We start from the raw sequence: 26,907 nt of genomic DNA, 5'->3' as shown, positions 1-26,907 counted from the left end.
CCCGCCAGGGCCGGATCAAGTGCCAAAGCCACGGTCAGTCATACTGCCCGTGGTTTTTTTGTGGCGGCACTCAACTGCGCGCCGCAACCAGCTCAATCACCCGAATGGCACCCGCTTTAAGATTCAATACCAGGTTTTTGCCCATATCTGCGAACCGTGAACCCAATATCAATGCAGGCGAAAGCGCCGCTCGGCCCACATGCCCAGCATCCTCTTTTTGCAACTGACGTTGTCGCCATGCCAACGCTTCATCGCTCCAGTCATCGAGCCTGATATTGGCAAAACCGGCTTGCTGCAGTTGCTGCTGCAATGTCTGTGAAGTTACCAGATGTGAATGTACCGCATCCTCGGCCCAGGGGACCGGGTAGCGCATCTGCTCGGGCTGTGGGCCGCAGACCACTTCGTGCATCAGCAGTGTCCCGCCGGGCTTCAATACACGCCAACATTCGCTCAGAACCCTGGAGTTGTCCGGCATGTTGAGAAAGCTGTGCTGAAACAGAATCAAATCCAGACTTTGATCGGCAAAAGGCAGGTGGTGAGCATCCCCGGTGATAATCGGATTGCTGACCGGAACGGAGAAACAGTCATTCAGGCCAAGATTCAGTTGGTTGAAGCGGTGGGTGATATCCAGCCCGATCATGCTGAAACCCATGGCGGACGCCTGACGCATCAGCCCACCGGCGCCGGAACCGATATCAAGAATGTGATGGTGCCTGGCCAGATCAAGATGACGCAGCAGGCGTTCTGAGGCCTTGATGCCACCGATGTGCAATTGATCCAGTGGTGCCAGTTGAAACAGATCCGCTCCCGCGGGGTACGCTGAATGAACCTGCCCCAGTATCCATGAAGGATCAAGTGACTGATCGTAGTGCTTGTCGATACTCATAACTGAAAACGCCGGCCAGTGGCCGGCGTTGGGTCTCCTTCAGGTAGCTGAATCAGTCATCCAGACCCAGCTCGGCAATGGACATTTCGCGCATCTTGAACTTCTGTATCTTGCCGGTGACCGTCATCGGGAAGGCATCGACAAACTTGAAGTAACGCGGAATCTTGAAGTGAGTGATTTTGCCTTTGCAGAACTCACGCAGCTCCTCGGCTGTGACGTCATCGGCATGCGGGTGAAGCTTGACCCATGCGATCAGCTCCTCACCGTACTTCTTATCCGGTACGCCCGTAACCTGGACTTCCGACACGGCCGGGTGGGTGTAGAGGAACTCTTCGATCTCTTTCGGATAAACGTTCTCACCGCCGCGAATCACCATATCCTTGATACGGCCAACGATCTGTATATAGCCCTCGTCATCCATGGTGGCCAGGTCACCGGTGTGCATCCAGCCGGCTTCATCAATGGCTTCGGCAGTGGCCTTTTCGTTGTTCCAGTATTTCAGCATGACGCTGTAGCCACGGGTGCAAAGCTCACCGATTTCCCCGCGAGGTACGATCTGTCCGTTACCCGGGTCTACAATTTTGCTCTCCAGATGCGGCTGAGTCCGTCCTACAGTTGATACGCGCTTTTCAATGCTGTCCTTGGCACCGGTCTGGGTTGATACCGGGCTGGTTTCGGTCATGCCGTAGGCGATCTGAACTTCCTTCATGTTCATTTTGCTGATCACCTGCTTCATCACCTCGGTGGGACAGATGGAACCCGCCATGATGCCGGTACGCAGTGTCGACAGGTCAAAGCTGTCGAATTCGGGGTGATCCAGCTCGGCAATGAACATGGTTGGCACGCCGTAAAGAGCGGTGGCTTTTTGTGAGTGGACTGCCTTGAGCACCGAAGTCGGATCGAACCCTTCGTCTGGATAGATCATGGTCGCACCGTGGGTGATGCAACCCAGGTTACCCATCACCATGCCAAAACAGTGGTACAGCGGTACTGGAATCACCAGTCGGTCTTCGCTGGTGAAGCCCATGCTTTCAGCAACGAAAAAGCCATTGTTCAGAATATTGTGGTGCGACAGGGTGGCACCCTTGGGGAAACCGGTGGTGCCTGATGTGTACTGGATGTTGATCGGATCATCAAACTGCAGTGTGGCCTGCAGGTCGGCCAGCTCGTCTTCACTGACATGATCCGCCAGTTCCAGCATGTCGGCCCAGCGCCACATGCCAGGGTGTTTCTCGTCTGACAGGTTGATGATGCACTCCAGATCAGGCAGTTTCTGTGACTTCAGTTTGCCATCGGCACAGGCTTTAAGCTCAGGTGCCAGCTCGTACAGCATGCCGCGATAGTCAGAAGTTTTGAAGCTGTCAGCGGTGATCAGGAAGCGAGCGCCTGACTGGTTGAGGGCATATTCCAGCTCATGGGTACGGTAGGCCGGGTTGACGTTGACGAGGATCGCACCGATTTTGGCCGTGGCGATCTGGCTGACCGTCCACTCGGAGCAGTTCGGCGACCAGACGCCGACTCGATCCCCCTTGCGGACTCCCATGGACAGGAGTGCACGGGCGCACTGATTGGCGCGCTGCTGCAACTCGCGGTAGCTCCAGTGCACATTTTGGTGCAGCACAATCAGCGCGTCGTTATCCGGGTAAGTATTGGCAATCTCATCGAATTTGTCACCGATGGTCATGCCGATCAGCGGTTTTTCAGCGGTGCTGCTGGTATAGCTTGGTAGTGGTTTGCTCATCGCTATGACTCCGATTTTTGTTGTTATCCGGACAGATGAATAGGTGTAACCGCTTAGCGGAATCGTCCGTGGTATTCAGGGTTTGGCTGCATGTCCACCGCGCTCGCAACGCGGTTGGTCATGTTGTAGAAACCGGCAATATTGGCAATATCCCAAATGCCACGCTCGCTAAAACCCACATCACGCAGTGCTTGTCGATCCGATTCCAGGATCTCGGCAGGGGTTACGGTCAGTTTATGGGCAAAGTCGAGCATGGCACGCTGACGTGGCTCAAGGTCGGCAACGCGATAGTTCATCACCATCAATTCACCCAGGGTCGGGTTACCCGAGTATTCACGTACTGCGGCACCGTGGGCTGTCATGCAGTAAAAGCAGCCATTATGTGATGAGACGACGACGGCGATCATTTCTCGTTCCAGTGGGCTGAGCTCACTTTCACCAAACATCAGCTCGTTATAAAAGCGAGTGAAAACATCAAACTGAGCCATGTTTTGGCTGTAGGCCTGTAAAACATTAGGTATCAATCCCAGTTTTTCATCACACTTGCCAAAGTATTTCTGTACGTCTTCCGGCAGTTGGTGTCGCTCGGGGATCGGCAGTTCGAGCGCGGTAATATGATCGGGCTGAGACATCCTGTTTATCCTCCTGTTATTGTGATGCGGCTGACCTTGGGGTGCAGTCGCCCATCGCTTGTGCAACCTTGGAACCGTTGTGACGTCCCAACTGCTGTGTAATCCAGTGACCGGTATTGACCACAGCCTGAAGGTCTACGCCAGTATCAATGCCCAACCCCTGCAGCAGATAGAGCACATCTTCGGTTGCCACATTGCCGGATGCGCCTCTGGCGTAGGGGCATCCTCCGAGGCCTGCAGTGGAGCTGTCGATCACGGCGATGCCTTCTTCCAGCACCGCATACAGATTGGCCAGTGCCTGACCGTAGGTATCGTGGAAATGCGCGGCCAACTGGCTGATCGGGACAACTTTTGTGACCGCTTCCAGCATCCGCTTGGCCTTGAGTGGCGTGCCCGTACCGATGGTGTCACCCAGCGAAATCTCGTAGCAGCCCATGTCGATCAGGTCACGGCTGACCCGGGCCACCTGGACCGGGTCAATATCGCCCTGATAGGGGCAGCCCAGTACGGTTGAAACATAGCCACGCACGCGAATTCCTTCGCTCCGCGCCTGTTCAATCAACGGGGCAAAGCGCTCAAGACTTTCGGCGATGGAGCAGTTGATGTTCTTCTGCGTAAAGGCCTCGGAGGCTGCGCTGAATACCGCAACCTCCTCAACGCCGGCGGCGATGGCGCCTTCCAGCCCCTTCAAGTTGGGGGCCAGGGCCGAATAGGTGACACCGGGCTTGCGCTGAATGCCCGCCATGACCGCGCTGGCATCACCCATCTGTGGTACCCACTTGGGAGAGACAAAACTGGCGGCTTCGATATGGATCAGGCCGGTTGCACTGAGCAGGTTGATCAATTCAACCTTGATCTCGGTGGCGATCACTGGTCCCGGCTCATTCTGCAGGCCGTCCCGTGGTGCCATCTCGACGATGCGGACCTGTTGCGGGAATGCCATCAGGCAGCCTCCTCTGAGTCGAGTTCAAGTGCGATCAGCTCTGCACCTTCCGAAACCAGATCACCCTCGGCAAAGAACACCTCACTGACGCTGCCATCAGCCGGCGCCTTGATTGCGTGTTCCATCTTCATTGCCTCCATGATCACCAGTGTCTGGCCCGATTTGACGCGATCACCGGCCTTCACCATCACCGCAACCACCGAGCCGTTCATGGGTGCCTGAAGTCCGCCTTCACTGGCCTGATCTTCGAGACCGAACTGCTCACGGTGCAACGCACAGTGGAAGGTTTCACCTTCATGGAACAGCACCAGCTGATCCTGATGCAGATCGCCACAGATGCTGAAGCGATGACCGTTTACGGTCGCCTGCAGGCGATCATCGTCAAGGCTGGCGCGGACGTCGTAGCAGCTGTCACCAATGCGGATTTCGTAATGATCGTCCTGTTCCAGAATGCTCAGACTGTACTGAACATCATCGCTGAGCAGGGTCATTGGTCGTGCATAGCGTGAATTCAAACGCCAGCTGTTCTGACGCGCAAAGGGTGAGAAGGGGTCCGCGGGCAGGGTCTGTTCGGCCTTGTTGCGCAACAGGAAGAAGCAGGCACTCAGTACCAGTCCCAGGTTCTCGTCCAGACGTGCAGGCGGGAACAGTAGGGCTTCATGCTTGCCGATAAAGCCGGTATCCAGCTCTTCGTTGCGGAAGGGCGCCGAGTCGGCCAGTGCATGCAGGAAGCGGATGTTGGTCTTGACGCCGCCGATCCGATACTCCTCCAGCGCCTGCACCATACGGTTGATGGCGCGTTCGCGACTGTCATCCCATACGATCAGTTTGGCAATCATCGGGTCGTAGTGGATGCTGACCTCGTCACCCTCGACCACACCGGTATCCACACGCACGTGGGCATTTTCATCCGGAGTGCGCAAGTAACGCAGGGTACCGGTGGCCGGCAGGAAGTCATGGTCCGGGTCTTCGGCGTAGATACGGGCTTCCAGGGCATGACCCCGCAGTTTTATCTGATCCTGCTGCAACGGCAGCGGCTCGCCATTGGCAACACGCAGCTGCCATTCCACCAGGTCCTGAGCGGTTATCATCTCGGTGACAGGATGTTCGACCTGCAGACGCGTATTCATCTCCATAAAGTAGAAGGAGCCATCCACGTCATACAGGAACTCGACAGTACCGGCACCCACGTAGTCGATCGCTTGGGCGGCGCGTACGGCGGCTTCACCCATTGCCTTGCGGGTCTCGGGGCTGAGTCCCGGAGCGGGTGCCTCTTCCAGTACCTTCTGGTGACGGCGCTGAACAGAGCAGTCACGTTCGGCAAGGTACACACCGTTGCCTTTACTGTCACAGAACACCTGAATCTCGACGTGGCGGGGCTGGGTCAGGTATTTCTCAATCAACATATCGGGGTTGCCAAACGCGTTTTTCGCTTCGCGCTGGGCAGCGGCCAAGGCATCGTCGAATTCGCTCATTGCCTCAACCACGCGCATGCCTTTGCCGCCACCACCGGCGACCGCTTTCAACAGCAGCGGGAAGCCGCATTTCTCGGCTTCGACACGCAGAAGCTCCGGAGACTGGTCGTCGCCGTGGTAACCCGGTACCAGAGGAACACCGGCATCCTGCATTATCGCCTTGGCGGCAGACTTGGAGCCCATGGCAGCGATGGCAGAGGCGGGCGGACCGATAAAGACGATATCATTGGCTTCACAGGCCTTGGCGAAGTCGGTGTTCTCGGACAGAAAACCGTAACCCGGATGAATGGCCTGAGCACCGCTGGATTTGGCGATGTCGATGATTTTGTCGGCACGCAGATAGCTTTCACTGCTCGCGGCCGGGCCCAGGAGGAAGGCTTCGTCCGCCATGGCAACATGGCGCGCATGACGGTCCGCTTCCGAATAGACGGCAACACAACGGATGCCGAGGCGGTGGGCGGTCTGAATCACTCGGCAGGCGATCTCGCCACGGTTTGCGATAAGAATCTTATTAAACATAATGTGCCTCCGTGTCGAGATCGCCTGCATGTGCTGCGCACATCGGCATGCGATTTGGCTTCGCCGCCAGTTGCTTGCGCAACTGGTCACCGCGATTGGCAATCAGAATCTTGTTAAACATGGCAAATTAATCCTCGATCCAGTTCGGTGTGCGTTTGTCGAGGAAGGCGCTAAGCCCTTCCTGACCCTCTGCGCTGACACGGATATCGGCAATGCGGCAGGCCGTGTCATCGATGACCGACTGGTCTATGGTTTTCTGGCTGACGGCAAAGATCAGTTCTTTTGCGGCATGCATCGCCTGAGGGCTGTTGCGGCGCAGTTGAGCGATAAAACGGCTGCAGGCTTCATCCAGCAGGTCAGCATGGGGCACAACCTGGTGTACCAGCCCGGCTTCAGCCGCGACCCTGGCGCTGAAGGGCTCAGCGGTAAGGAAATAGCGGCGTGACAGTCGCTCACCCAATGCCCGCACCACATAGGGGCTGATCACGGCCGGAATCAGGCCGATCTTGACCTCGCTGAGGCAGAACGAGCTCTGCTCGGTGGCGATGACGATATCGCAGCAGGCGGCAAGCCCAACGGCACCGCCGTAAGCGGCACCCTGTACCAGTCCGATGGTGGGTTTGCTGTGATTGTTCAGTACCTCCATCAGTCGGGCCAGCTGACCGGCATCTTCAAGGTTTTCCTGATGGCTGTTCTGCGCCATCCGTTTCATCCAGCCCAGATCTGCACCGGCGGAAAAATTGCGGCCATTGGATCGCAGTACCAGTACCCGTACCTCGGGATTCCGGTCAGTGGATTCCAGTGCCTCGATCAGGGCCGCAATGATGCTGTCGTCAAAGGCGTTGTGTACCTCTGGCCGGTTCAGCGTCAGGGTTGCAACCCCCTGGTCGGAGATCTGCAGCAATACGGCGTTATTGTTATTGTCCATAGCGCTTTCCTTATTATGTCTCGACCGGTTACATGCGGAAGACGCCGAAGCGGGTGTCGTCAATCGGCTTGTTCAATGCTGCTGAAAGTCCCATGCCGATCACGTCACGCGTCTGGGCCGGATCGATGACGCCGTCATCCCAGAGGCGGGCACTGGCGTAATAGGGATGGCCCTGGTGCTCATAGGTGTCGATGATCGGCTGCTTGAATGCCTTCTCTTCATCCGCTGACCAGGTTTCGCCGCTGCGTTCCATGCCGTCACGCTTAACGGTTGCCAGCACACCGGCGGCCTGCTCGCCACCCATCACCGAGATACGGGCGTTGGGCCACATCCAGAGGAAGTTGGGGCTGTAGGCGCGTCCGCACATGCCGTAGTTGCCGGCACCGAAACTGCCACCGATCAGTACGGTGAGCTTGGGCACATTGGCACAGGCAACGGCTGTTACCATCTTGGCACCGTGTTTGGCGATACCTTCGGACTCAGCCTTCTGCCCTACCATGAAGCCGGTAATGTTTTGCAGGAACAGCAGAGGAATTTTGCGCTGGCAGCAGAGCTCGATGAAGTGGGCGCCTTTCTGCGCTGAGTCACCGAACAGAATGCCGTTGTTGGCGACGATGCCAACCGGGTAGCCATGGATATGAGCAAAACCGGTCACCAGCGTTGTGCCATAGTATTTCTTGAACTCATCAAATTCGGAGCCATCCACGATGCGGGCAATGACTTCACGCACATCGTAGGGTTTGCGCAGGTCGGTGCCGACGACGCCATAGAGCTCGTCTGCGGAGTAGAGCGGGGCGGCAGGCTTGCGCAGGTTGAGATCATTCAATTGCTTGCGGTGATTCAGATTCTTCACGCAATCGCGTGCGATCTGCAGTGCGTGCTGATCGTTCTCGGCGTAATGGTCGGCGACACCAGAGACCTTGCAGTGCACATCCGCGCCCCCCAGGTCCTCGGCACTGACCACCTCACCGGTTGCGGCTTTCACTAGTGGCGGGCCGGCCAGAAAGATGGTGCCCTGGTTGCGCACGATGATCGACTCGTCCGCCATGGCCGGCACGTAGGCACCACCAGCGGTACACAGGCCCATTACTACCGCGATTTGCGGAATGCCCTTGGAGGACATGCGGGCCTGATTGAAGAAGATGCGACCGAAGTGATCACGATCCGGAAACACGTCATCCTGACGGGGCAGGTTGGCACCACCGGAGTCAACCAGATAGATGCAGGGCAGGTGATTCTGTTCGGCGATTTCCTGAGCGCGCAGGTGTTTTTTCACCGTGACCGGGTAGTAGGTGCCGCCCTTTACCGTGGCGTCGTTGGCGATAATCATGCACTCAACGCCACTGACGCGACCGATACCGGTAATGATACCGGCGGCCGGTACCTCTTCCTCATACACGTTGTAACCGGCCAGCTGAGACAGCTCAAGGAAGGGTGAACCTTCGTCGATCAGGGTGTTGATACGCTCGCGGGGCAGCAGCTTGCCGCGTGACAGGTGGCGTTCCTGGTTTTTAGGGCCGCCTCCCTGTTCAATCATGGATACCTTGTCGCGCAGGTCGGTGATGGCTGCCGCCATGGCGTCGTGATTGGCACGGAACTCGTCCGAGCATGGGTTAACTTTACTGTGCAATTGAGTCATCAGGTCGCTCCCCGTTTTGCCGGGCAGACGGGCTGCCCGGACGGTGTCGATTATTCTTGTTGGTTGAGGAAAGCTTATTTGTTGAGGAACAGCTCACGGCCAATCAGCATGCGGCGAATCTCGGAGGTGCCGGCACCAATCTCGTACAGCTTGGCATCGCGCAGCAGACGACCAGTCGGGAATTCATTGATGTAGCCGTTGCCGCCCAGCAGCTGGATGGCATCCAGTGCCACCTTGGTAGCCATTTCGGCTGAGTAGAGAATGGCTCCGGCGGCATCCTTGCGGGTGGTTTCGCCGCGGTCGGCAGACTGGGCCACCATATAAACGTAGGATTTGGCAGCGTTCATTTGGGTATACATGTCAGCCACCTTGCCCTGTACCAGCTCAAACTCGCCGATGGCCTGACCGAACTGCTTGCGATCGCGGATATAAGGCACCACGATGTCCATCGCCGCCTGCATGATGCCCAGCGGGCCACCGGACAGTACCAGACGCTCGTAGTCCAGCCCGCTCATCAGCACCTTAACGCCGCCGTTCAATTCACCGAGGATGTTTTCCTTGGGTACCTTGGCGTCCTGGAATACCAGCTCGCAGGTGTTGGAGCCGCGCATGCCCAGCTTGTCCAGCTTCTGTGCCTGGGTGAAACCTTCGGTATCACGCTCAACAATAAAGGCGGTGATACCCTTGGGGCCGGCAGCCGGGTCGGTCTTGGCGTAGATCACATAGACGTTGGCATCGGGGCCGTTGGTGATCCACATTTTGTTGCCGTTAAGCACATAATGGTCACCGGCATCGCGCGCGGTGAGTTTCATCGACACCACATCGGAACCCGCGTTGGGCTCGGACATCGCCAGGGCCCCGATATGTTCACCGCTGATCAGTTTGGGTAGATATTTGGCGCGCTGCTCATCGTTACCGTTGCGGTGAATCTGGTTGACGCACAGGTTGGAATGAGCACCGTAAGACAGGCCAACGGAGGCGGAAGCACGGCTGATCTCTTCCATGGCAATAACATGGGCCAGGTAGCCCATCTCAACGCCACCCCATTCTTCCTTTACCGTAATCCCAAGCAGACCCATGTCGCCAAACTTGCGCCAGAGATCGTTCGGGAACAGGTTTTCGTGGTCAATCGCTTCGGCACGGGGAGCAATTTCCTGAGCGGCGAAACTGTTGATCTGTTCGCGCAGCATGTCGATGGTTTCGCCCAGTCCAAAGTTCAGTTCAGAATATGCAGAGATCATTATGTCCACCTTTGATTATGATGCCGTGATCCAGTCACTCGGTCGTCATCTTTTTTTGTTGTAGTTCGGTTAGTGCTTCGCGGCAGCGGGTTTCTGCGCTGTCCAGTTCAAGCTGTACCATTGCAATGTCATTCAGCTGTTGCTCCAGTTCCGCACGTTTGGTCGTGATGGTCTTGAGCATCAAGTTGAGCTGTTTCTCGCTGCCGCTGAGTGTTTCATCCCAGAGATCAAACAGCTCCCTGGTCTCGGCAAGAGAGAACCCAAGGCGCTTGCCGCGCAGAATCAGTTTCAGCCTTACCCGATCCTTACTGCTGTAAATGCGCGTCTGTCCACGACGTGTTGGGTGCAGCAACCTCTGGTCTTCATAGAAGCGGATGCTGCGAGTTGTTACATCAAATTCGCTGGCCAGTTCGCTGATGGAGTAGGTCCTACTCATGTGGCTCTGAATCCTGTTGCTTATCGTGTATATGCAGGCTAAATGAAGTTTACGTTAACGTAAAGTGTCGAGAAATTAATTTTATTGCGCAATGTGTACAGAGCTTTATGGTTAACCTATTGAAAATATTGATATATGTTGTAGTTTTATCTGTATTCGAACTGCTTGTTTAGACTAAAGTAGTAATTGTATTCCCCTAAGGTAAATTGCTAGTTTGCGTCCATACCTTACGTTCAAGTAAGAATCCGACGCCTAGTGCGAAAGCCAGCATAAAAACAACAAAGAGGCTTGGTTTACACATGAGTGCAGACTACGTTCTCGAAACTCGTAACCTTGTAAAAGAGTTTAAGGGTTTCACCGCGGTAGATGACGTCAACCTTCAGGTGACACGCGGAAACATACACGCCCTTATCGGCCCCAACGGAGCCGGTAAGACTACAGTTTTTAACCTGCTAACCAAGTTTTTGATCCCCACAACGGGTCAGATTCTATTCAATGGCCGTGACATCACGTCCATGAGACCGGCTGCCATCGCTCGTGCGGGTGTGGTGCGCTCATTTCAGATATCCGCGGTGTTTCCACACCTTACGGTACTGGAGAATGTGCGTATTGCGCTGCAGCGCAAGGAAGGCAATAGCTTTCATTTCTGGCGCTCCCAAAATGTACTCAACAAGCTCAATGATCGAGCAGTTGAGCTGCTTGATTCTGTCGGGTTGGCGGAGTTTGCGGACGCACAAACGGTTGATCTTTCCTATGGTCGCAAGCGCGCCCTGGAAATTGCTACCACGCTGGCGCTTGAACCTGAGTTAATGTTGCTTGATGAGCCGACTCAGGGTATGGGCCATGAAGATGTGGGGCTGGTCGCCGACCTCATCAAGAAAGTATCTGAAGGTCGAACCATTCTGATGGTTGAGCATAACCTTCATGTTGTCTCCAAACTTGCGGACAGAATCACGGTGCTTCAGCGCGGTGCCATTCTTACGGAAGGTGATTACGCGACTGTTTCGGCTGATCCGCGTGTTCGAGAGGCCTATATGGGTACGGCTGCCAGTGAGGAACAGGATCGAGCCAACGAACAGGCAGCCAGGGATGCGGCAGCGGCAGAGGAGACTCGGGCATGAGTACTTATGGCGAGAAATTGCGCATCGATGACCTGCACGCCTTTTATGGTGAATCCCATATTCTGCATGGCATCGACATGAATATCATGCAGGGCGAATTGGTTACGCTGCTGGGTCGAAACGGTGCCGGACGCAGTACCACCTTGCGTGCCATTATGAATATGGTGGGACGCCGTACCGGTTCGATCAATATCAATGGGAATGAAACCCTCAATATGCCAGCGCACAAGATTGCACACCTTGGGCTGGGTTATTGCCCTGAAGAGCGGGGCATCTTTTCCAGCCTTAACGTGGAAGAGAATCTTTTGCTGCCGCCGGCAGTGCGCTCCGATGGCATGAGTGTTGAAGAGTTGTACGAAATGTTCCCCAATCTGTACGAACGTCGATACAGTCAGGGGACCCGCCTTTCTGGCGGGGAGCAGCAGATGCTGGCTCTGGCGCGTATTTTGCGCTCGGGTGCCAATATTCTGTTGCTGGATGAGATTACCGAAGGCCTTGCCCCGGTAATCGTGCAGAAGCTGGGTGAGGTACTGGTCAAGCTTAAGGAGCGAGGCTTGACCATCCTGCTGGTGGAGCAAAACTTCCGTTTTGCTGCCCCCATCGCCGACCGTCACTACGTTATGGAACACGGTCATATCGTTGAGGAAATTCAAGCCAATGAGCTTGAAGCCAAAACAGAGCTCCTGAACACCTATCTTGGGGTTTGATCCCTTAACTGAGAAATAAAAATAACAATGCTCGACAGGAGAGTAACGATGAAAATGATGAAAAAGACCCTTCTCGCTGCGTCCGTTGCCGCTTTTGCGTCTTCAGCTGCCATGGCCAATGTCTCTGATGGCAAGGTCAAGATCGGTGTGCTGGCTGACATGGGCGGTGTGTATGCGGATATCTGTGGCGAAGGCTGTGTGACCGCGATCAAGATGGCAGCCGAGGACTTCGGTGGCAGCGTTCTGGGTGCGCCGATTGAAATCGTCAGCGCCGATGATCAGCTCAAGCCGGATGTGGGCTCTGCCATCGTGCGCAAATGGCTCGAGAATGAGCAGGTGGATGCCGTAGGCGGTCTGGTGGCCTCTTCGGTGGTACTCGCGGCGACCAAAGTGACCACTGATGCCAAGAGGATCGCCATGATCTCCACGGCGGCCTCCAACGCACCCACCACCTCACACTGCTCACCCTACAACGTACACTGGACCTATAACGTCCAGGCACTGGCCAACGGTACGGTCAAACCGATGGTCGATAGCGGCAAGAAAAAGTGGTTCTTCATCACTGCGGACTATGCCTTCGGTCATGCACTGGAGAAGGTGGCGTCGAAGGTTATCGCCGATAATGGCGGTGAAGTGGTCGGGTCGGCCCGTGCGCCTCTGTCTACGACTGATTTCTCTTCCTATATCCTTCAGGCGCAGTCTTCCGGAGCTGACGTAGTGGCGCTGGCCAACGCAGGTAACGATACGGTGAACTCGCTGAAAGCGGCGGCCGAATTTGGTCTGACGCAAATGGTAGATGTGGCCGGTCTGCTGGTATTTACGCCAAACGCCCAAGCGATGGATCCGACTGTAGCGGGTGGCATGCGAACCACCACCGGTTTCTACTGGGATTACGATGATGAAACCCGTGCCTGGAGCAAGCGCTTCAAGGAGCGTCATGGTTCCATTCCGGCCATGGGCCACGCTGGTGCCTACTCCATGGCGATGCACTACTTCAAGGCGATTGAAGCTGCCGGTACGGATGAGTCCGATGCCGTTATCAAGAAAATGAAAGAGATGAAGCCGGATGACTTTTTCTCCCGCAATGCAACGCTGCGCAGCGATGGTCGCATGGTTCACGACATGTACTATGTTGAAATCAAGAAGCCTGAGGAGCGCAGTGATAACGATGATATCTTCAAGGTCATCAGTGTGATCCCGGGTGATCAGGCTTTTGCTCCGGTACTGCCTGAGTGCGACTTCAAATAACAATAAGAGTTAAACCCTGCAACAACTCTGCCCTGCTGCCCTGAATCGGGCGGCAGGGCAGCCTGACGGCTGCTTCTGGCCGCAGGATCAGGCAGGTGAGAACGGGACAAGGCTATGGCGACATTTCTCGGTATCAATCTCTTTGGTCTTTTCGGCCAGCTGCTGGTCGGTCTGATCAACGGGTCATTCTATGCTCTGCTCAGCCTGGGGCTGGCAATCATCTTTGGTCTGCTCAAGATCATCAATTTTGCTCAGGGTGCCATGTACATGTTGGGTGCCTTTGCTGCCTGGATGGCGCTGAACTACTTCGGCATCAACTATTGGGCTGCACTGGTGATAGTGCCGCTGGTGGTTGGCTTTGTCGGTATCTTGATGGAGCGGTTTTTGATCCGTCCCATTGCCAATGAAGATCATCTTTACAGTCTGCTGCTGACCTTTGGGGTTGCGATGATTCTGCAGGGGCTGTTTACCCATCTCTACGGCTCCTCAGGTATGTCATATACCATTCCTGACTCATTGCGTGGGGGTACCAAGCTGCCATTCATGTATTTGCCGGACTATCGTCTCTGGATTATCTGTGCCTCGGTCGTGGTCTGTGGCCTGACCTGGTGGATGATTGAGAAAACCAAACTGGGCGCCTATCTGCGTGCCGGTACCGAGAACCCGCAGTTGATGCAGGCATTTGGTATTAACGTTCCCTTGATTGTGACACTGACCTTTGGCTTCGGTGTGGGTCTGGCCGGCCTTGCCGGTGTCATGGCTGCCCCGATCTACTCCGTGTCACCGGATATGGGTTCCAACATTCTGATTGTGGTGTTCGCCATTGTGGTGATCGGCGGTATGGGCTCCATTGGTGGTGCAATACTGACGGGTCTCGGCATGGGGGTCATCGAAGGCTTGACCAAGTATTTTTACCCGGAAGCGTCCAATACCGTCATCTTTCTGGTCATGGTGGTTGTATTGCTGGTGAAACCGGCCGGTCTGTTCGGTAAGGAAGCCTGAGGGGGTTATGATGAAAGTAAACAAACTCTATGTAGCACTTCTGGTGCTGGCGGTAGTGGCTCCCTTTTTCCTCTACCCGGTATTTCTGGCCAAGCTGCTCTGTTTTGCGCTCTTTGCCTGTGCGTTCAACCTGATGCTGGGGTATGTAGGGCTGCTGTCATTCGGTCATGCTGCCTTTCTGGGTACGGGGGGGTATATTACAGGCTGGCTGATGATGAACTCCGGCATGACGCCTGAGCTGGCGATCATCCTGGGAACTGTTGCGGCAGGTGCCTTGGGGGCGGTATTCGGCAAATTGTCGGTGAAGCGTGAGGGGATCTACTTCGCCATGGTGACACTGGCATTGGCACAGCTGGTCTTCTTTATCTACCTGCAGGCGCCGTTTACCGGTGGCGAGGATGGTATGCAGGGGGTACCGCGTGGAAATCTGTTCGGATTCATTGATCTGTCCGACAACATGAACATGTATTATTTCGTACTGGCCGTGTTTCTGATTGGTTTCTGGGTGATTCATCGCACCATCCATTCGCCTTTTGGCCAGGTGCTGAAAGCGATTCGTGAGAATGAAGCGCGTGCTGTTTCCCTGGGCTACAACGTCAATGACTACAAATGGGTTGCCTTTACCATTTCAGCCGCACTGGCCGGTCTGGCCGGTTCGACCAAGACTCTGGTATTTCAGCTGGCGTCACTGACCGATGTGCACTGGCACATGTCCGGTGAGGTGGTACTGATGACGCTGGTAGGTGGTGTCGGCACCATTCTGGGTCCGGTTGTCGGTGCCGGTGTGATCGTGACCATGCAGAACTACCTGTCCGGTGGTGAGTTGGGGAACTATGTACATATTATCATGGGCTTCATTTTCGTAATCTGTGTGCTGGCGTTCCGCAGCGGTATCGTTGGCGAGTTGCAGAAAATGTGGAAACGCAATTTCGGCTAAGTCGAGAGTGTCGAGCGATTCGCCCGTCGGAGATGCCCCCGGCGGGCGTTTTTTGTTGCCACTCTTCAGCGGTGATCCGCTTGGCGTGAGGCAACGTATCAACTAGGATCACGTGACATCAAGTCTCGTCTATTTGCCCTGATCGCAAAGCATCAGGGCTTTTGTTATTCAGGGAGCTGTAATGGGCTATCGCGGAGTAAAGGGCTTCAGTCACGACCAGAAAGAATTGACCGGGGTGCTGGTCACCAACCTGGGGACACCGGATGAGCCTACACCCAAGGCCTTGAGGCGATATCTGAAAGAGTTTCTCTGGGACCCTCGTGTGGTTGAAGTGCCACGACCGATCTGGTGGTGTATTCTCAATGGCGTCATTCTGAACATCAGACCGCGCCGTTCGGCCGCAGCCTATAAAGAGGTCTGGACCGACCAGGGGTCTCCGCTGCTGCTGCATACACAGGCGCAGACGGCAGCACTGCAGGAACGAATGCACCATCGTTTTGGCGAAAATGTCATGATTGAATTCGCCATGCGGTATGGAAATCCTTCCATTACCAGCGTGATAGAGCGCATGCAACAGGCCGGTGTGAGGCGTCTGCTGGTGTTACCTCTTTACCCGCAGTACTCCGGTGCCACTACAGCTTCAACCTTTGATGCTGTTGCCGAGGATTTTCGTACCCGTCGATGGTTACCGGAATTGAGGATGGTGAATCACTATCATGATGAAGCAGCCTATATCGATGCGTTGGCGGCTTCGGTTGAGGCGCACTGGAAGCGTCATGGTCGGGCTGACCGTCTGTTAATGTCCTACCACGGTATACCCAAGCGCTATCTTCTGCAGGGCGATCCCTACTTCTGCGAGTGCCACAAGACCAGTCGTTTGCTTGCCGAGCGGCTTGGGCTGGAGCCCGGCAGTTGGATGACCACGTTTCAGTCACGTTTTGGTCGAGAAGAGTGGCTCAAACCCTATACGGATGAAACGTTGAAGGGCTTTCCACAACAGGGAGTCAAATCGGTACAGGTGATCTGCCCCGGCTTCTCGGCCGATTGTCTGGAAACCATCGAAGAGATCGGACAGGAGAACCGGGAGTACTTCATGGAGTCTGGTGGCGAGCGCTATGAATACATCCCTGCGTTGAATGCAGAACCGACTCACATCGACGCATTGGAAAAACTGATCCTGAAGCATCTGCAGGGCTGGGATTTGTCACCTGCCGATGAAGGCAAAAAGTGTCAGAAACTTGCGCAGGATCAGGGGGCGGAGCGATAGGCGCAGGCAATGCTTCACAACAGGAATGGTCTCAATATTATGGATTGATTGACCGCTCCGGTATGAGAGGATGATCCGGAGCCAGGAGCCTTTTATGGATTTGGCACAACTGTACGAACACCTTCCCGACGCCGTCTATATTGTCGATTCCGAAACCTCGGAGATCATCGGCTGCAACCGTGCGGCCTGTACTGATCTGGGTTATAGCCGGGAGCAGGTGCTGGGCCATTCGGTACTGACCCTGCAGCGAGATGTGACAGGTATGGATCACTGGCACAAGATTGTTGCAAGTGCACGGGAGCATGGCTCGTTTGTGTTTATAGGCCATCATATCTGTTCTGATGGCTATGAATTGCCGGTTGAAATTCGTGTTTCGATTGATCAGGTCGATGGACGTGAAGTGTTTATTTCTGTTGCGCGCGATATCAGCAATCGGATGCAGCAGTTCTGTCTGGTACAACAGGCGCCGCAAAATGTGTGGCAGGGCCTGCATGATGTGGCAGATGGCGTGTGGGACTGGCAGGTGGACAGTGGGCAGCTGTATTTCAGCCCCAATCTCAAGCGTTTGCTGGGCTATGGCCCGGATGAGATGCAGCCGCGGCTGGAAAGCTGGAAAAGTAACATCCACCCGGAAGATGCCCCCCTTGTGCTGAGCATTCTTGAAGAACACCTGCAGGGACGGCGTCATCTGTTTGAGGCGGAATACAGGCTCAAGAACCGCAACGGACACTACTTGTGGGTGCGAGACTGTGGCCAGGTACGCGAGCGTGACGAGCAGGGCAAACCTGTCCGTGTGATCGGAATGGTGTTCAATCTGACCGATCTCAAAATGCAGGAACTGGAGCTGCAGAAGCAGGCCGACTACGATGTCTTGACGGGGCTGTTCAATCGGCGTCGTGGTGAAGGTTTGGCCGAGCAGCAGATAGCACTAATGCGGCGTCAGCGTCGGCCACTGGGATTGGCTCTGGTCGATCTGGATGACTTCAAACAGATCAATGATCTGCATGGGCATTTGGCCGGTGATCAAGTGCTCCAGCATGTTGCTGCCTATATCGATGAGTTTACCCGACGCTCGGATGTTCTGTTCCGCTGGGGCGGGGAGGAATTTGTGCTGGTGTGTCCTGATACTGATGCCGATGGCATGAAAAGCCTGATGCAGAAGCTTTGTCACGGCATTGCTCGCGTAAGTTTGCCCGACGCGCTGAAAACACTGGATCTGACAGCCAGTATTGGTGTCTCCCTCTATCCGCGAGATGCGACCAGTCTTGTGGACCTGGTCGCTCGTGCTGACTCGGCCCTCTACGCGGCAAAGCATGGAGGCAAGAATCAGGTTGTGCTTTATGACGACCCTCGATGCTGTGAAGGCTGTTCAGCTGACGTACGATGAACGCCCCAGTCGTATCGCACGGTACTGGCTGGGAGAAATCCCCATCATTTTTCTGAAAATGCGTGAGAAATAATAGGCATCTTCATACCCTACCGCCCATGCAATCTCTTTGATGCCCTTGTTGGTTACATCCAGCAAGTGGCAGGCTCGTTCAATCTTGAGCTGAATGAAATGGTTAATCGGAGTCGTACCGGTCAATGCCTTGTACTTCTTGATGAAGTGATATTTGGACAAGCTGACGGCGGCTGCCAGGGTATCTACATCGATCTGTTCATGCAGCCGCGCCTGCATCAAGCTGTGAATTTTCTCCAGATCAAGCGACTCCTCCTGCTGTTGCCGCGCCAGAGGGCGTAACAGCGCAATATGTGTCATTAGCTGGCGCATTTGATTGGCGCTGTGCAGGTAAGACGCCAGATGGTGACGTGCCTGGCGTGTGTCCAGCAAGGCTTCAAAATCCGATACCAATCGTGAATGGATCCCCAGTGGCAGCAAGGGGGAGCCGGGGTCCAGCGCCAGTTGATCAATGAACGCCTGGGAGAGCGCGCCATCGAAATGGATCCAGTAGATACTCCAGGGGTCGCGCTGGTCGGTCCAGTAATGATGAGGCGTGCCACGTGGCAGCACCAGCAGGTCCCCGGCACGAATGATTCGGCGTTTGCGGTCGGTGCCGTACTCGACGCGTCCGCTGCCCTCAAGACAGTAGATCAGCAGAAAGTCATCATGCTGTTCACGGCGCATTTCGTGTCCCCGTGCGAGCTGGTAGTAACCGATCCCAAGCGGATACAGCTGCTCGCTGAGTGGGTGTGTTGCCAGTTTCGAAACCATCTGCCGGGGCAGGACGAAACGGATGCTTTCCGGGGGCAGAGGCCAGCTGGATGGGGTACTCATGAAATCCTTAGTCTTTGGTTTTATATGCTTTAGTGAAAACCCTTACTTGACAGCAATATAGTCCATCATGTGAGCAACATTATCAATCCTGAGGACCTTCGGGCTGTGTTACAAAATGGACAAGGAATTAACGTTAACGTAAACAGAAGGTGGTTTGGCTGCTTTCTGAACAGATAACAACAATAAATCTGACAGTGAAGGTGAAACGAATGACTCAGCATGTACCACTCCTGATCGGTGGCGAATTTGTCCAGAGTGAAACCAGCCAGTGGCTGCCGGTCACCAATCCCGCGACTCAGGAAGTGCTGGCGCAGGTTCCCTGTGCGACTCCCGAAGAGGTTGAGCGCGCCATCGAAGCCGCCAAGACTGCATTCGAGGCCTGGAAAGAAACCTCCGTTGGTGACCGTGCCCGTCTTATGCTGCGCTACCAGCATCTGCTGAAAGAGCATCACGATGAACTGGCTGAACTGCTGGCTCAAGAAACCGGCAAGACCTTTGAAGACGCCAAGGGTGATGTGTGGCGCGGTATCGAGGTAGTTGAGCACGCGTGCAACATCGCGTCTCTGAGCATGGGTGAGACTGTCGAAAACGTTGCTCGCAAGATCGATTGCTACAGCATCACCCAGCCGCTGGGCGTATGTGTCGGCATTACGCCGTTCAACTTCCCGGCGATGATTCCGCTGTGGATGTTCCCGATGGCAATCGCCTGCGGCAACACGTTCGTGCTCAAACCTTCCGAGCAAGACCCGCTGACGCCGATGCGCCTTGCTGAGCTGTTCCAACAGGCGGGTGCCCCTGAAGGCCTGCTGCAGATCGTACACGGTACCAAGGATGTGGTGAATCAACTTCTCACCCACAAGGATACCCCGGCGATCTCCTTTGTTGGCTCCGTGACCGTGGGTGAGCACATCTACCGCACCGGTACCGACCACATGAAGCGTGTACAGGCCTTCGCCGGTGCCAAGAACCACATGGTAGTAATGCCCGACGCCTCCAAGAACCAGGTGATCAATAACATCGCGGGCGCGTCCGTCGGTGCCGGTGGTCAGCGTTGCATGGCCATCTCCGTAGCGGTATTCGTGGGTGAAGCTCGTGAATGGATTCCGGAAGTGCGTGATGCGCTGGCAAAAGTGCGCCCGGGTGCCTGGAATGATCCCGAAGCCGGTTATGGCCCATTGATCAATCCGCAGGCGCGTGAGCGTGTGTTGCGACTGATTCAGGAAGGCAAGGATGCTGGCGCGGACTGCATTCTGGATGGCAGCGAGTGTGTGGTGGAAGGCTATCCTGATGGCAACTGGGTTGGTCCTACCATGTTCCGCAACGTGAGCCGTGACATGTCGATCTACCAGGAAGAGATCTTTGGTCCGGTACTGATCGCACTGGAAGTGGATACGATTGAGGAAGCGATCGCACTGATCAACGAAAACCCGTATGGCAACGGCACCTCTATCTTCACGTCGTCCGGCGCGGCGGCTCGCAAGTACCAGCACGAGATCAAGGTGGGTCAGGTGGGCATCAACGTACCGGTACCCGTGCCGCTGCCGATGTTCTCCTTCACCGGCTGGCGCAAGTCGTTCTACGGTGATCAGCATGCTTACGGCAAGCAGGCAGTGAAGTTCTACACCGAAACCAAGACAGTGACCGCTCGCTGGTTCGAGGATGACATCGCGTCAGGCCCGAACATGACGATCCAGTTGAAATAATGCGAGGCTAACAGAACACGCTGTTGCAATAACCGAGTCATGGCGGCGCAGGCATCATTGATCCGGTCGCCGTGACCATAACAATAAACAGAGTGCGTCCGAGGTATGGAATGGATTTTGAACTGAATGAAGACCAGATCGCCTTTGCCGACATGGCGCGGGCGTTCGCACAGAATGAACTGGAACCCAACGCAGCCGAGTGGGATCAGGAGGCGATTTTTCCGATCGAGGTGCTGCAAAAGGCTGGCGAGTTGGGTTTCTGCTCTCTCTATACCCCCGAAGAGGTGGGTGGCCTGGGCCTTAGCCGGCTGGATGCCAGTATCATTTTCGAACAGCTGGCCATGGGGTGCACCTCCACCACCGCTTACATCACGATCCATAACATGGTGAGCTGGATGGTCGCCAGTTTCGGTGGTCCTGCCGTGATCGAACAGTGGGGCGAGGGGCTGGCGACTGGCCAGATGTTGGGTTCCTATTGTTTGACCGAACCCAATGCCGGCTCCGATGCGGCGTCCCTGAAAACCACGGCCCGCCTTGACGGCGATCACTATGTACTCAATGGCAGCAAAATTTTCATCTCCGGTGCCGGCAGCACGGATGTGCTGGTGGTGATGGCGCGTACCGGAGGCGAGGGTGCCTCCGGTATTTCCGCTTTCGCGGTTGATGCCAAAAGCGACGGTATCAGCTACGGGCGCAAGGAAGACAAGATGGGCTGGAATTGCCAGCCAACCCGCATGATCACCTTCGAAGACGTGCGTGTTCCGGCCGAGAACCTGCTCAGCAAGGAAGGTGACGGCTTCAAGATCGCCATGAAGGGACTGGACGGTGGTCGTATCAACATCGCGACCTGCTCCGTCGGTACCGCTCAGCAGGCGCTGAACAAGGCCACCGAATACATGCTGGAGCGCAAGCAGTTTGGCAAGCGTTTGGCTGACTTTCAAGCGCTGCAGTTCCGCATTGCCGATATGCAGACCGAGCTGATCGCCGCACGTCAAATGGTGCGTCTGGCGGCCAGTAAGCTGGATAAGGGGCATCCTGATGCTACGACCTATTGTGCCATGGCCAAGCGTTTCGCCACGGATGTGTGTTACAACATCTGTGATGAAGCGCTGCAGTTGTATGGCGGCAACGGTTACATCAAGGAGTATCCGCTGGAGCGTTATCTGCGTGATACCCGTGTGCACCGTATCCTGGAAGGTACTAACGAAGTGATGCGTCTGATCATCTCCCGCCGCGTACTGGCGGAAGGTGCTGCCGAGCTCTAAGCCCTACTGACAAGTCCAGCATAAGGAGAACAGGGTAATGTCTGAACTGATTCGAGTTGAAAAGCGTGGCCATGTTGCGCTGCTGACCATGAACAATCCGCCGGCCAATACCTGGACCGCCGATAGTCTGCAGGCGCTAGTGCGCATTGTTGGCGAGCTGAATGAAGACCGTGATATCTGGAGTCTGGTGTTGACCGGAGAGGGTGAAAAATTCTTCTCAGCTGGCGCCGATCTTAAGCTGTTCGCCGATGGCGATCGCAGCGTGGCTCGTGATATGGCGCGACTGTTTGGTGAGGCCTTTGAAACCCTGAGCCGTTTCCGTGGCGTATCCATCGCAGCGATCAACGGCTTTGCCATGGGCGGTGGTCTGGAAGTGGCGCTGGCCTGTGATATTCGCATTGCCGAAACTCAGGCCCAGATGGCTCTGCCCGAAGCAAAAGTCGGTCTGTTGCCCTGTGCTGGCGGCACCCAAAACCTGACCTGGCTGGTGGGTGAAGGCTGGGCCAAGCGCATGATCCTCTGCGGCGAGCGACTGAAGGCTGACAAGGCGCTTGAGATCGGGCTGGTCGAAGAGGTGGTCGAGCAGGGGCAGGCACTGGAGCGTGCCTTGCAGCTGGCCGAGCAGGTAGGCGAGCAGAGCCCGTCCGCAGTAGCGGCCTGCAAGACGCTGATTCAGTCCGGTCGCAGTCGTCCGCTGGATCAGGGCTACATCATCGAGCGTGAACTCTTCGTGGACCTGTTCCATACCGAAGATCAACGTGAAGGGGTCAACGCGTTTCTTGAAAAACGCAAGGCCGAATGGAAAAACCGCTGAGTCGGTGTCAAGGGAGCCCAAGTATGAGCTGTGTACTCTTTACTGAACACGCGACAAAAGATGGCCAGATCATCGGAGAGATTCGCCTCAATGCGGAGAAATCACTGAACGCACTGACGCTGGACATGATCGATCTGATCCAGCCGAAACTTGACGAGTGGCGTGATGATGCCAATGTGGTCGCGGTGCTGCTGGACAGTGCCGGCGACAAGGCGTTCTGTGCCGGCGGTGATATCGTCAATCTCTACAAGGCAATGGTGGCCGAGGATACCGACTTCCCGGAGCAGTTCTTTACCCGTGAGTATCGCCTTGACTATACCCTGCACACTTACCCGAAGCCTGTGATTTGCTGGGGCAGCGGCATTGTCATGGGGGGGGGCATGGGCCTGATGAACGGCTGCAGTCACCGCGTCGTGACCGAAACCTCGCACCTGGCAATGCCGGAAGTGACCATCGGTCTCTATCCGGATGTCGGTGGCAGCTGGTTTCTCAACCGCATGCCCGGGAGGACTGGCCTCTTCCTCGGCCTCACTGGCAACCCGATCAACGCGGCCGATGCGCTGTTTCTGGGGTTGGCCGACCGTGCCCTGAGTGCAGATATGCGTGACGGCATGCTTGAGCGGTTGCAGAGCGAGCACTGGGGTGAAGATGCCGGAGGCGTTGTCAGCCGAGTGCTGCGTGAACTGGAAGAGGAATGCAGTGAAATCTTTGAAGCGATGCCAGCGCCGATACGTGCCCATGAAGCCCTGATCCGTGAAGTGACCGACCATGACTCCGTTGAGGAGATGGTTGAATCACTGCTGGCGCTTGAGTCCGACGACAAGTGGATCAAGCGGGCACAGAAGGCGATCAGTCACGGCAGTCCGCTCTCGATCAAAATGATCCATGAGCAGCTGCACCTCTGCCGTCATCTGTCACTCAAGGAAGTGTTCCAGCACGAGCTTATTCTATCCGTACAGTGCTGCCGCCATCGTGAACTGCAGGAGGGCGTGCGTGCGCTGCTGATCGACAAGGACGGTCAGCCCAACTGGACTTTTGCCTCCATTGAAGAGGTTGAGTCACGGTTTCTGGAGGGTATGTTTCAGTCGCCCTGGCAGCAGCATCCACTGGCAGACCTGTAATTACCGATCATCCACATCTTTGACTTTTTAGAATAAAAACAAGGAATAGCATTATGGCAACAATCGCATTTATTGGTCTGGGTAACATGGGCGGCCCAATGGCTGCCAATCTCGCCAAGGCGGGTCACAGCGTCAAGGCGTTTGACCTGTCCGCTCAGGCACTGGCACAGGCTGCGGAAGCGGGCTGTCAGACTGCCGGGTCTGCTCAGGACGCAGTAAAAGGCGTGGATTTTGTCGTTTCCATGCTGCCTGCCGGCAAGCATGTTGAAGGGCTTTTTGTAACAGGCGACCAACCTCTGTTTGATCTGATCGACAGCAATACGCTGGTGATCGATAGCTCAACCATCGATGCCGATACGGCACGTCGTGTGGCCGCGGCCGGTGCCGCCAAGGGTATTGGCTTTATCGATGCACCGGTTTCCGGTGGGGTGGGCGGTGCCCAGGCCGGTACGCTGACCTTTATCGTTGGTGGGTCCGAATCCCAGTTTGCACAGGCAAAACCGGTGCTTGAGTGCATGGGCAAGAACATCTTCCATGCCGGCGATCATGGCGCAGGCCAGGTGGCCAAGGTATGTAACAACATGCTGTTGGGCATTCTGATGGCCGGCACGTGTGAAGCCTTGAACATGGGCATGAAAAACGGCCTGGATCCGAAGGTGCTGTCTGACATCATGAAGCAGAGCTCCGGCAACAACTGGGCGCTTCAGGTATACAACCCGGTTCCGGGTGTGATGGATGGCGTGCCAGCTTCGCGTGACTACCAGGGTGGCTTCATGGTGGATTTGATGTTCAAGGATTTGGGGCTGGCGATGGAAGTTAGTCAACAGAGTGCATCGGCTACCCCGATGGGGTCGGCAGCCCGTGCACTGTTTAACCTTCACAAGTCAGCCGGTAACGGTGCGCTGGATTTCTCCAGCCTGATTCGACTCTATCAGGACGCCGAATAAGCCGGACGGACCGGTTCCGGTCTGCGGCGCGGCTCTTGACTCGGTTCTGAAGTTAAGGGCCGCGCACGATAACAAGAATAAAATGAGGTGGAGCATGGATTACAACGAACAATACCGCGCGTCTATCGCCAACCCCGAGGCCTACTGGGCAGAGCAGGCCAAAAATATTGCCTGGTACAAGGCACCGCAAACCACTTTGACCACCACCGACTGGGGTACGCACAGCTGGTACGCCGATGGCGAGCTGAACACCTGCTATCTGGCGGTTGACCATCAAGTGGAGCAGGGGCGTGGGGATCAGGTGGCGCTTTACTACGACTCGCCTGTCACCGATACCAAGGAAGCGATCACCTTCAACGACCTGAAGGGACGTGTCAGTCGTTTTGCTGGCACCCTGCGAAACTTGGGTGTTGAAAAGGGTGATACCGTCGTCATCTACATGCCGATGATCCCTGAAGCCGCTGTTGCCATGCTGGCATGTGCTCGTCTGGGAGCGGTTCACTCAGTGGTGTTTGGCGGCTTTGCGCCGCATGAACTGGCAATTCGCATTGACGATGCCAAACCCAAGGTGATTCTGACCGCCTCCTGCGGTGTTGAATTCGATAAAAAAATCGCATACAAGCCGTTAGTCGATAAGGCAATTGAACTGGCCAGCCATAGGCCTCCGCACACGCTGGTCTGCCAGCGTCCAATGCTGAAGGCCGAGATGGATCCCAGTCGTGATCTGGACTGGTATCAGGCGCAGGAAGGTGTAGAACCGGCCGAATGCGTTCCGGTCAAGGGTTCCGATCCGCTCTATATTCTCTATACATCCGGTACTACCGGTCAGCCCAAGGGGATCGTTCGCGACAATGGTGGCTATGCCGTTGCATTGCGCTACGCGTTGAACAACGTCTATGGCATGGAAGCCGGTGATGTCTGGTGGGGTGCTTCGGACATTGGCTGGGTGGTGGGACACTCGTTCATCGTCTACGGCCCGCTGATGGGTGGCTGCAGTGCGATTTTCTATGAAGGCAAGCCGATCAAGACACCGGATGCCGGTGCCTTTTGGCGCATCATTGAAGAGTACAAGGTCAACTCCATGTTTTGTGCGCCAACGGCTTTCCGTGCGGTGCGCAAGGAAGATGCGCAAGGTGATCTGGCCAAAAAATACGATCTGAGCAGTCTGCGCTGGATCTTTGTGGCCGGCGAAAAACTGGATTCCTCAACCTACTACTGGCTGGATGATCTGTTAAAAGTGCCGGTCGTTGACCACTGGTGGCAGACTGAAACCGGTTGGCCGGTGACCGCGCCAATGATGGGTTGGGATTCCCCCTCAGAGCCCCGTCTTGGATCTACCAACAAACCGATTCCTGGCTACGATATTCAGGTACTGGATGGCGACGGTGAGCCTGTTGGGGCGATGGAAGCCGGTAACATCTGCATTAAGCTGCCGCTGCCGCCGGGCGTTGCCTGGAGCATCTGGAACAACAATGATCGATTTGTCAGCTCGTACCTGACTGCATTTCCGGGTTACTACCACACCGGTGATGGTGGCTATAAGGATGAAGATAACTACGTTTATATCACCGGCCGGACAGATGATGTGATCAACGTGTCAGGTCATCGCCTGTCAACCGGTGAGATGGAAGAGGTGGTCTCCGCTCATGCCGCGGTTGCTGAGTGTGCCGTTATTGGCATGGCGGATGAACTCAAAGGGCAGGTTCCAGTGGGGCTGATTGTGCTCAAGGCTGGCGTCGAAATCGATGAAGACCAGCTAGAAAGTGAGTTGGTTGCGATGGTGCGCGAACAGGTGGGTGCACTGGCCTGTTTCCGCCGTGCGGTCGTGGTGCAGCGACTGCCGAAAACACGCTCAGGCAAGATCCTGCGTGCCATTTTGCGCAAAATTGCGGCCAGCGAAGAGTACAAAATGCCATCGACGATCGATGACGAAAGCATCCTGCCGGAGATCGAAGAAAAGATCAAAGCGGTAGGTATTGCCTGACCTCCGGGCCCCCGTCGTGGGGCCCATCACTCTGTTTCTCCGACCCCATGCTTGCATACCCAAGCCATGGATGGTC

24 protein-coding genes are annotated in these 26,907 nt (G+C 55.7%); 13 read left to right on the top strand and 11 right to left on the bottom strand.

What is annotated here, in order from left to right; all coding sequences use genetic code 11:
* Nucleotides 1-70 precede the first annotated feature (70 nt).
* The 10 genes from ABIE61_RS02305 to ABIE61_RS02260 all read right to left on the bottom strand — a co-directional run bounded on the left by ABIE61_RS02305 (nt 71) and on the right by ABIE61_RS02260 (nt 10,440).
* Complete coding sequence (locus tag ABIE61_RS02305) at nt 71-886, bottom strand: class I SAM-dependent methyltransferase (protein ID WP_354406329.1); 816 nt, start codon at nt 884-886, stop codon at nt 71-73.
* Nucleotides 887-938: 52 nt separating this feature from the next.
* A complete protein-coding gene (locus ABIE61_RS02300) occupies nt 939-2,627 on the bottom strand; it encodes an AMP-binding protein (RefSeq protein ID WP_206841263.1) in 1,689 nt (562 codons plus the stop codon).
* 53 nt (nt 2,628-2,680) lie between these two features.
* Entirely contained in the window at nt 2,681-3,259 is a 579-nt protein-coding gene (locus ABIE61_RS02295) for a peroxidase-related enzyme (protein ID WP_354406327.1), read from the bottom strand.
* 16 nt (nt 3,260-3,275) lie between these two features.
* Complete coding sequence (locus tag ABIE61_RS02290) at nt 3,276-4,202, bottom strand: hydroxymethylglutaryl-CoA lyase (protein WP_354406326.1); 927 nt, start codon at nt 4,200-4,202, stop codon at nt 3,276-3,278.
* Entirely contained in the window at nt 4,202-6,196 is a 1,995-nt protein-coding gene (locus tag ABIE61_RS02285; RefSeq protein ID WP_354406324.1) for an acetyl/propionyl/methylcrotonyl-CoA carboxylase subunit alpha, read from the bottom strand. The genes ABIE61_RS02290 and ABIE61_RS02285 overlap by 1 nt, the downstream gene beginning before the upstream one ends.
* Nucleotides 6,189-6,317 carry a hypothetical protein gene (locus ABIE61_RS02280; RefSeq protein ID WP_354406322.1) on the bottom strand — a complete coding sequence of 43 codons (129 nt, stop codon included), beginning with the start codon at nt 6,315-6,317 and terminating at the stop codon, nt 6,189-6,191. Before ABIE61_RS02280 ends, ABIE61_RS02285 begins: the two co-directional genes overlap by 8 nt.
* A 6-nt stretch (nt 6,318-6,323) precedes the next feature.
* A complete protein-coding gene (locus ABIE61_RS02275) occupies nt 6,324-7,124 on the bottom strand; it encodes an enoyl-CoA hydratase/isomerase family protein (protein WP_354406320.1) in 801 nt (266 codons plus the stop codon).
* A 28-nt stretch (nt 7,125-7,152) separates the two neighbouring features.
* Nucleotides 7,153-8,763, bottom strand: a complete 1,611-nt coding sequence (locus ABIE61_RS02270) for a carboxyl transferase domain-containing protein (RefSeq protein WP_354406319.1) — start codon at nt 8,761-8,763, stop codon at nt 7,153-7,155.
* A gap of 74 nt (nt 8,764-8,837) precedes the next feature.
* Nucleotides 8,838-10,004, bottom strand: a complete 1,167-nt coding sequence (locus ABIE61_RS02265) for an isovaleryl-CoA dehydrogenase (protein ID WP_091827010.1) — start codon at nt 10,002-10,004, stop codon at nt 8,838-8,840.
* Between the two features lie 34 nt (nt 10,005-10,038).
* Entirely contained in the window at nt 10,039-10,440 is a 402-nt protein-coding gene (locus ABIE61_RS02260) for a MerR family transcriptional regulator (protein WP_206841274.1), read from the bottom strand.
* Nucleotides 10,441-10,739: 299 nt separating this feature from the next.
* On the opposite strand from ABIE61_RS02260, the gene ABIE61_RS02255 reads away from it, so the two are divergent.
* The 7 genes from ABIE61_RS02255 to ABIE61_RS02225 all read left to right on the top strand — a co-directional run bounded on the left by ABIE61_RS02255 (nt 10,740) and on the right by ABIE61_RS02225 (nt 18,109).
* Nucleotides 10,740-11,561 carry an ABC transporter ATP-binding protein gene (locus ABIE61_RS02255; RefSeq protein WP_354406317.1) on the top strand — a complete coding sequence of 274 codons (822 nt, stop codon included), beginning with the start codon at nt 10,740-10,742 and terminating at the stop codon, nt 11,559-11,561.
* Nucleotides 11,558-12,268 carry an ABC transporter ATP-binding protein gene (locus tag ABIE61_RS02250; protein WP_206841281.1) on the top strand — a complete coding sequence of 237 codons (711 nt, stop codon included), beginning with the start codon at nt 11,558-11,560 and terminating at the stop codon, nt 12,266-12,268. Before ABIE61_RS02255 ends, ABIE61_RS02250 begins: the two co-directional genes overlap by 4 nt.
* Before the next feature lie 48 nt (nt 12,269-12,316).
* Nucleotides 12,317-13,516, top strand: a complete 1,200-nt coding sequence (locus ABIE61_RS02245) for an ABC transporter substrate-binding protein (protein ID WP_206841284.1) — start codon at nt 12,317-12,319, stop codon at nt 13,514-13,516.
* Nucleotides 13,517-13,630: 114 nt separating this feature from the next.
* Complete coding sequence (locus tag ABIE61_RS02240) at nt 13,631-14,518, top strand: branched-chain amino acid ABC transporter permease (protein WP_206841287.1); 888 nt, start codon at nt 13,631-13,633, stop codon at nt 14,516-14,518.
* Nucleotides 14,519-14,528: 10 nt separating this feature from the next.
* Nucleotides 14,529-15,455 (top strand): branched-chain amino acid ABC transporter permease, encoded by a 927-nt coding sequence (locus ABIE61_RS02235; RefSeq protein ID WP_091827039.1) that lies wholly within the window; start codon nt 14,529-14,531, stop codon nt 15,453-15,455.
* A gap of 181 nt (nt 15,456-15,636) precedes the next feature.
* Nucleotides 15,637-16,722, top strand: a complete 1,086-nt coding sequence (gene hemH / locus ABIE61_RS02230) for a ferrochelatase (protein WP_206841289.1) — start codon at nt 15,637-15,639, stop codon at nt 16,720-16,722.
* Between the two features lie 94 nt (nt 16,723-16,816).
* The gene (locus ABIE61_RS02225) at nt 16,817-18,109 is read left to right on the top strand and encodes a sensor domain-containing diguanylate cyclase (RefSeq protein WP_354406315.1); all 1,293 of its coding nucleotides are present in this window, start codon (nt 16,817-16,819) and stop codon (nt 18,107-18,109) included.
* Here ABIE61_RS02225 and ABIE61_RS02220 read toward each other — a convergent pair.
* Nucleotides 18,092-18,997 (bottom strand): AraC family transcriptional regulator, encoded by a 906-nt coding sequence (locus ABIE61_RS02220; protein WP_354406313.1) that lies wholly within the window; start codon nt 18,995-18,997, stop codon nt 18,092-18,094. The two genes, ABIE61_RS02225 and ABIE61_RS02220, sit on opposite strands and share 18 nt — an antisense overlap.
* Before the next feature lie 209 nt (nt 18,998-19,206).
* On the opposite strand from ABIE61_RS02220, the gene ABIE61_RS02215 reads away from it, so the two are divergent.
* The 6 genes from ABIE61_RS02215 (at nt 19,207) to ABIE61_RS02190 (ending at nt 26,831) form a co-directional block, all read left to right on the top strand.
* Nucleotides 19,207-20,700, top strand: coding sequence for a CoA-acylating methylmalonate-semialdehyde dehydrogenase (locus ABIE61_RS02215; RefSeq protein WP_354406311.1), 1,494 nt, complete (start codon nt 19,207-19,209; stop codon nt 20,698-20,700).
* A gap of 110 nt (nt 20,701-20,810) precedes the next feature.
* Nucleotides 20,811-21,965 (top strand): acyl-CoA dehydrogenase family protein, encoded by a 1,155-nt coding sequence (locus ABIE61_RS02210; RefSeq protein WP_091827020.1) that lies wholly within the window; start codon nt 20,811-20,813, stop codon nt 21,963-21,965.
* 37 nt (nt 21,966-22,002) lie between these two features.
* Nucleotides 22,003-22,779: an enoyl-CoA hydratase gene (locus tag ABIE61_RS02205; RefSeq protein WP_354406309.1), complete on the top strand. Its 777-nt coding sequence runs from the start codon at nt 22,003-22,005 to the stop codon at nt 22,777-22,779.
* Nucleotides 22,780-22,802: 23 nt separating this feature from the next.
* The gene (locus tag ABIE61_RS02200) at nt 22,803-23,900 is read left to right on the top strand and encodes an enoyl-CoA hydratase/isomerase family protein (protein ID WP_354406307.1); all 1,098 of its coding nucleotides are present in this window, start codon (nt 22,803-22,805) and stop codon (nt 23,898-23,900) included.
* Nucleotides 23,901-23,953: 53 nt separating this feature from the next.
* On the top strand, nt 23,954-24,847 hold the full coding sequence (gene mmsB, locus ABIE61_RS02195) for a 3-hydroxyisobutyrate dehydrogenase (RefSeq protein WP_206841304.1): 894 nt from the start codon (nt 23,954-23,956) through the stop codon (nt 24,845-24,847).
* A gap of 94 nt (nt 24,848-24,941) precedes the next feature.
* Nucleotides 24,942-26,831: a propionyl-CoA synthetase gene (locus ABIE61_RS02190; protein WP_354406305.1), complete on the top strand. Its 1,890-nt coding sequence runs from the start codon at nt 24,942-24,944 to the stop codon at nt 26,829-26,831.
* Nucleotides 26,832-26,907 lie beyond the last annotated feature (76 nt).

The organism is Marinobacterium sp. MBR-111 (assembly GCF_040547585.1).
GTDB classification, from domain to species: Bacteria; Pseudomonadota; Gammaproteobacteria; order Pseudomonadales; family Balneatricaceae; genus Marinobacterium; species Marinobacterium iners.
Note: the sequence above shows the minus strand (reverse complement) of the source record. Positions and strands in the feature narration are given on the sequence as shown.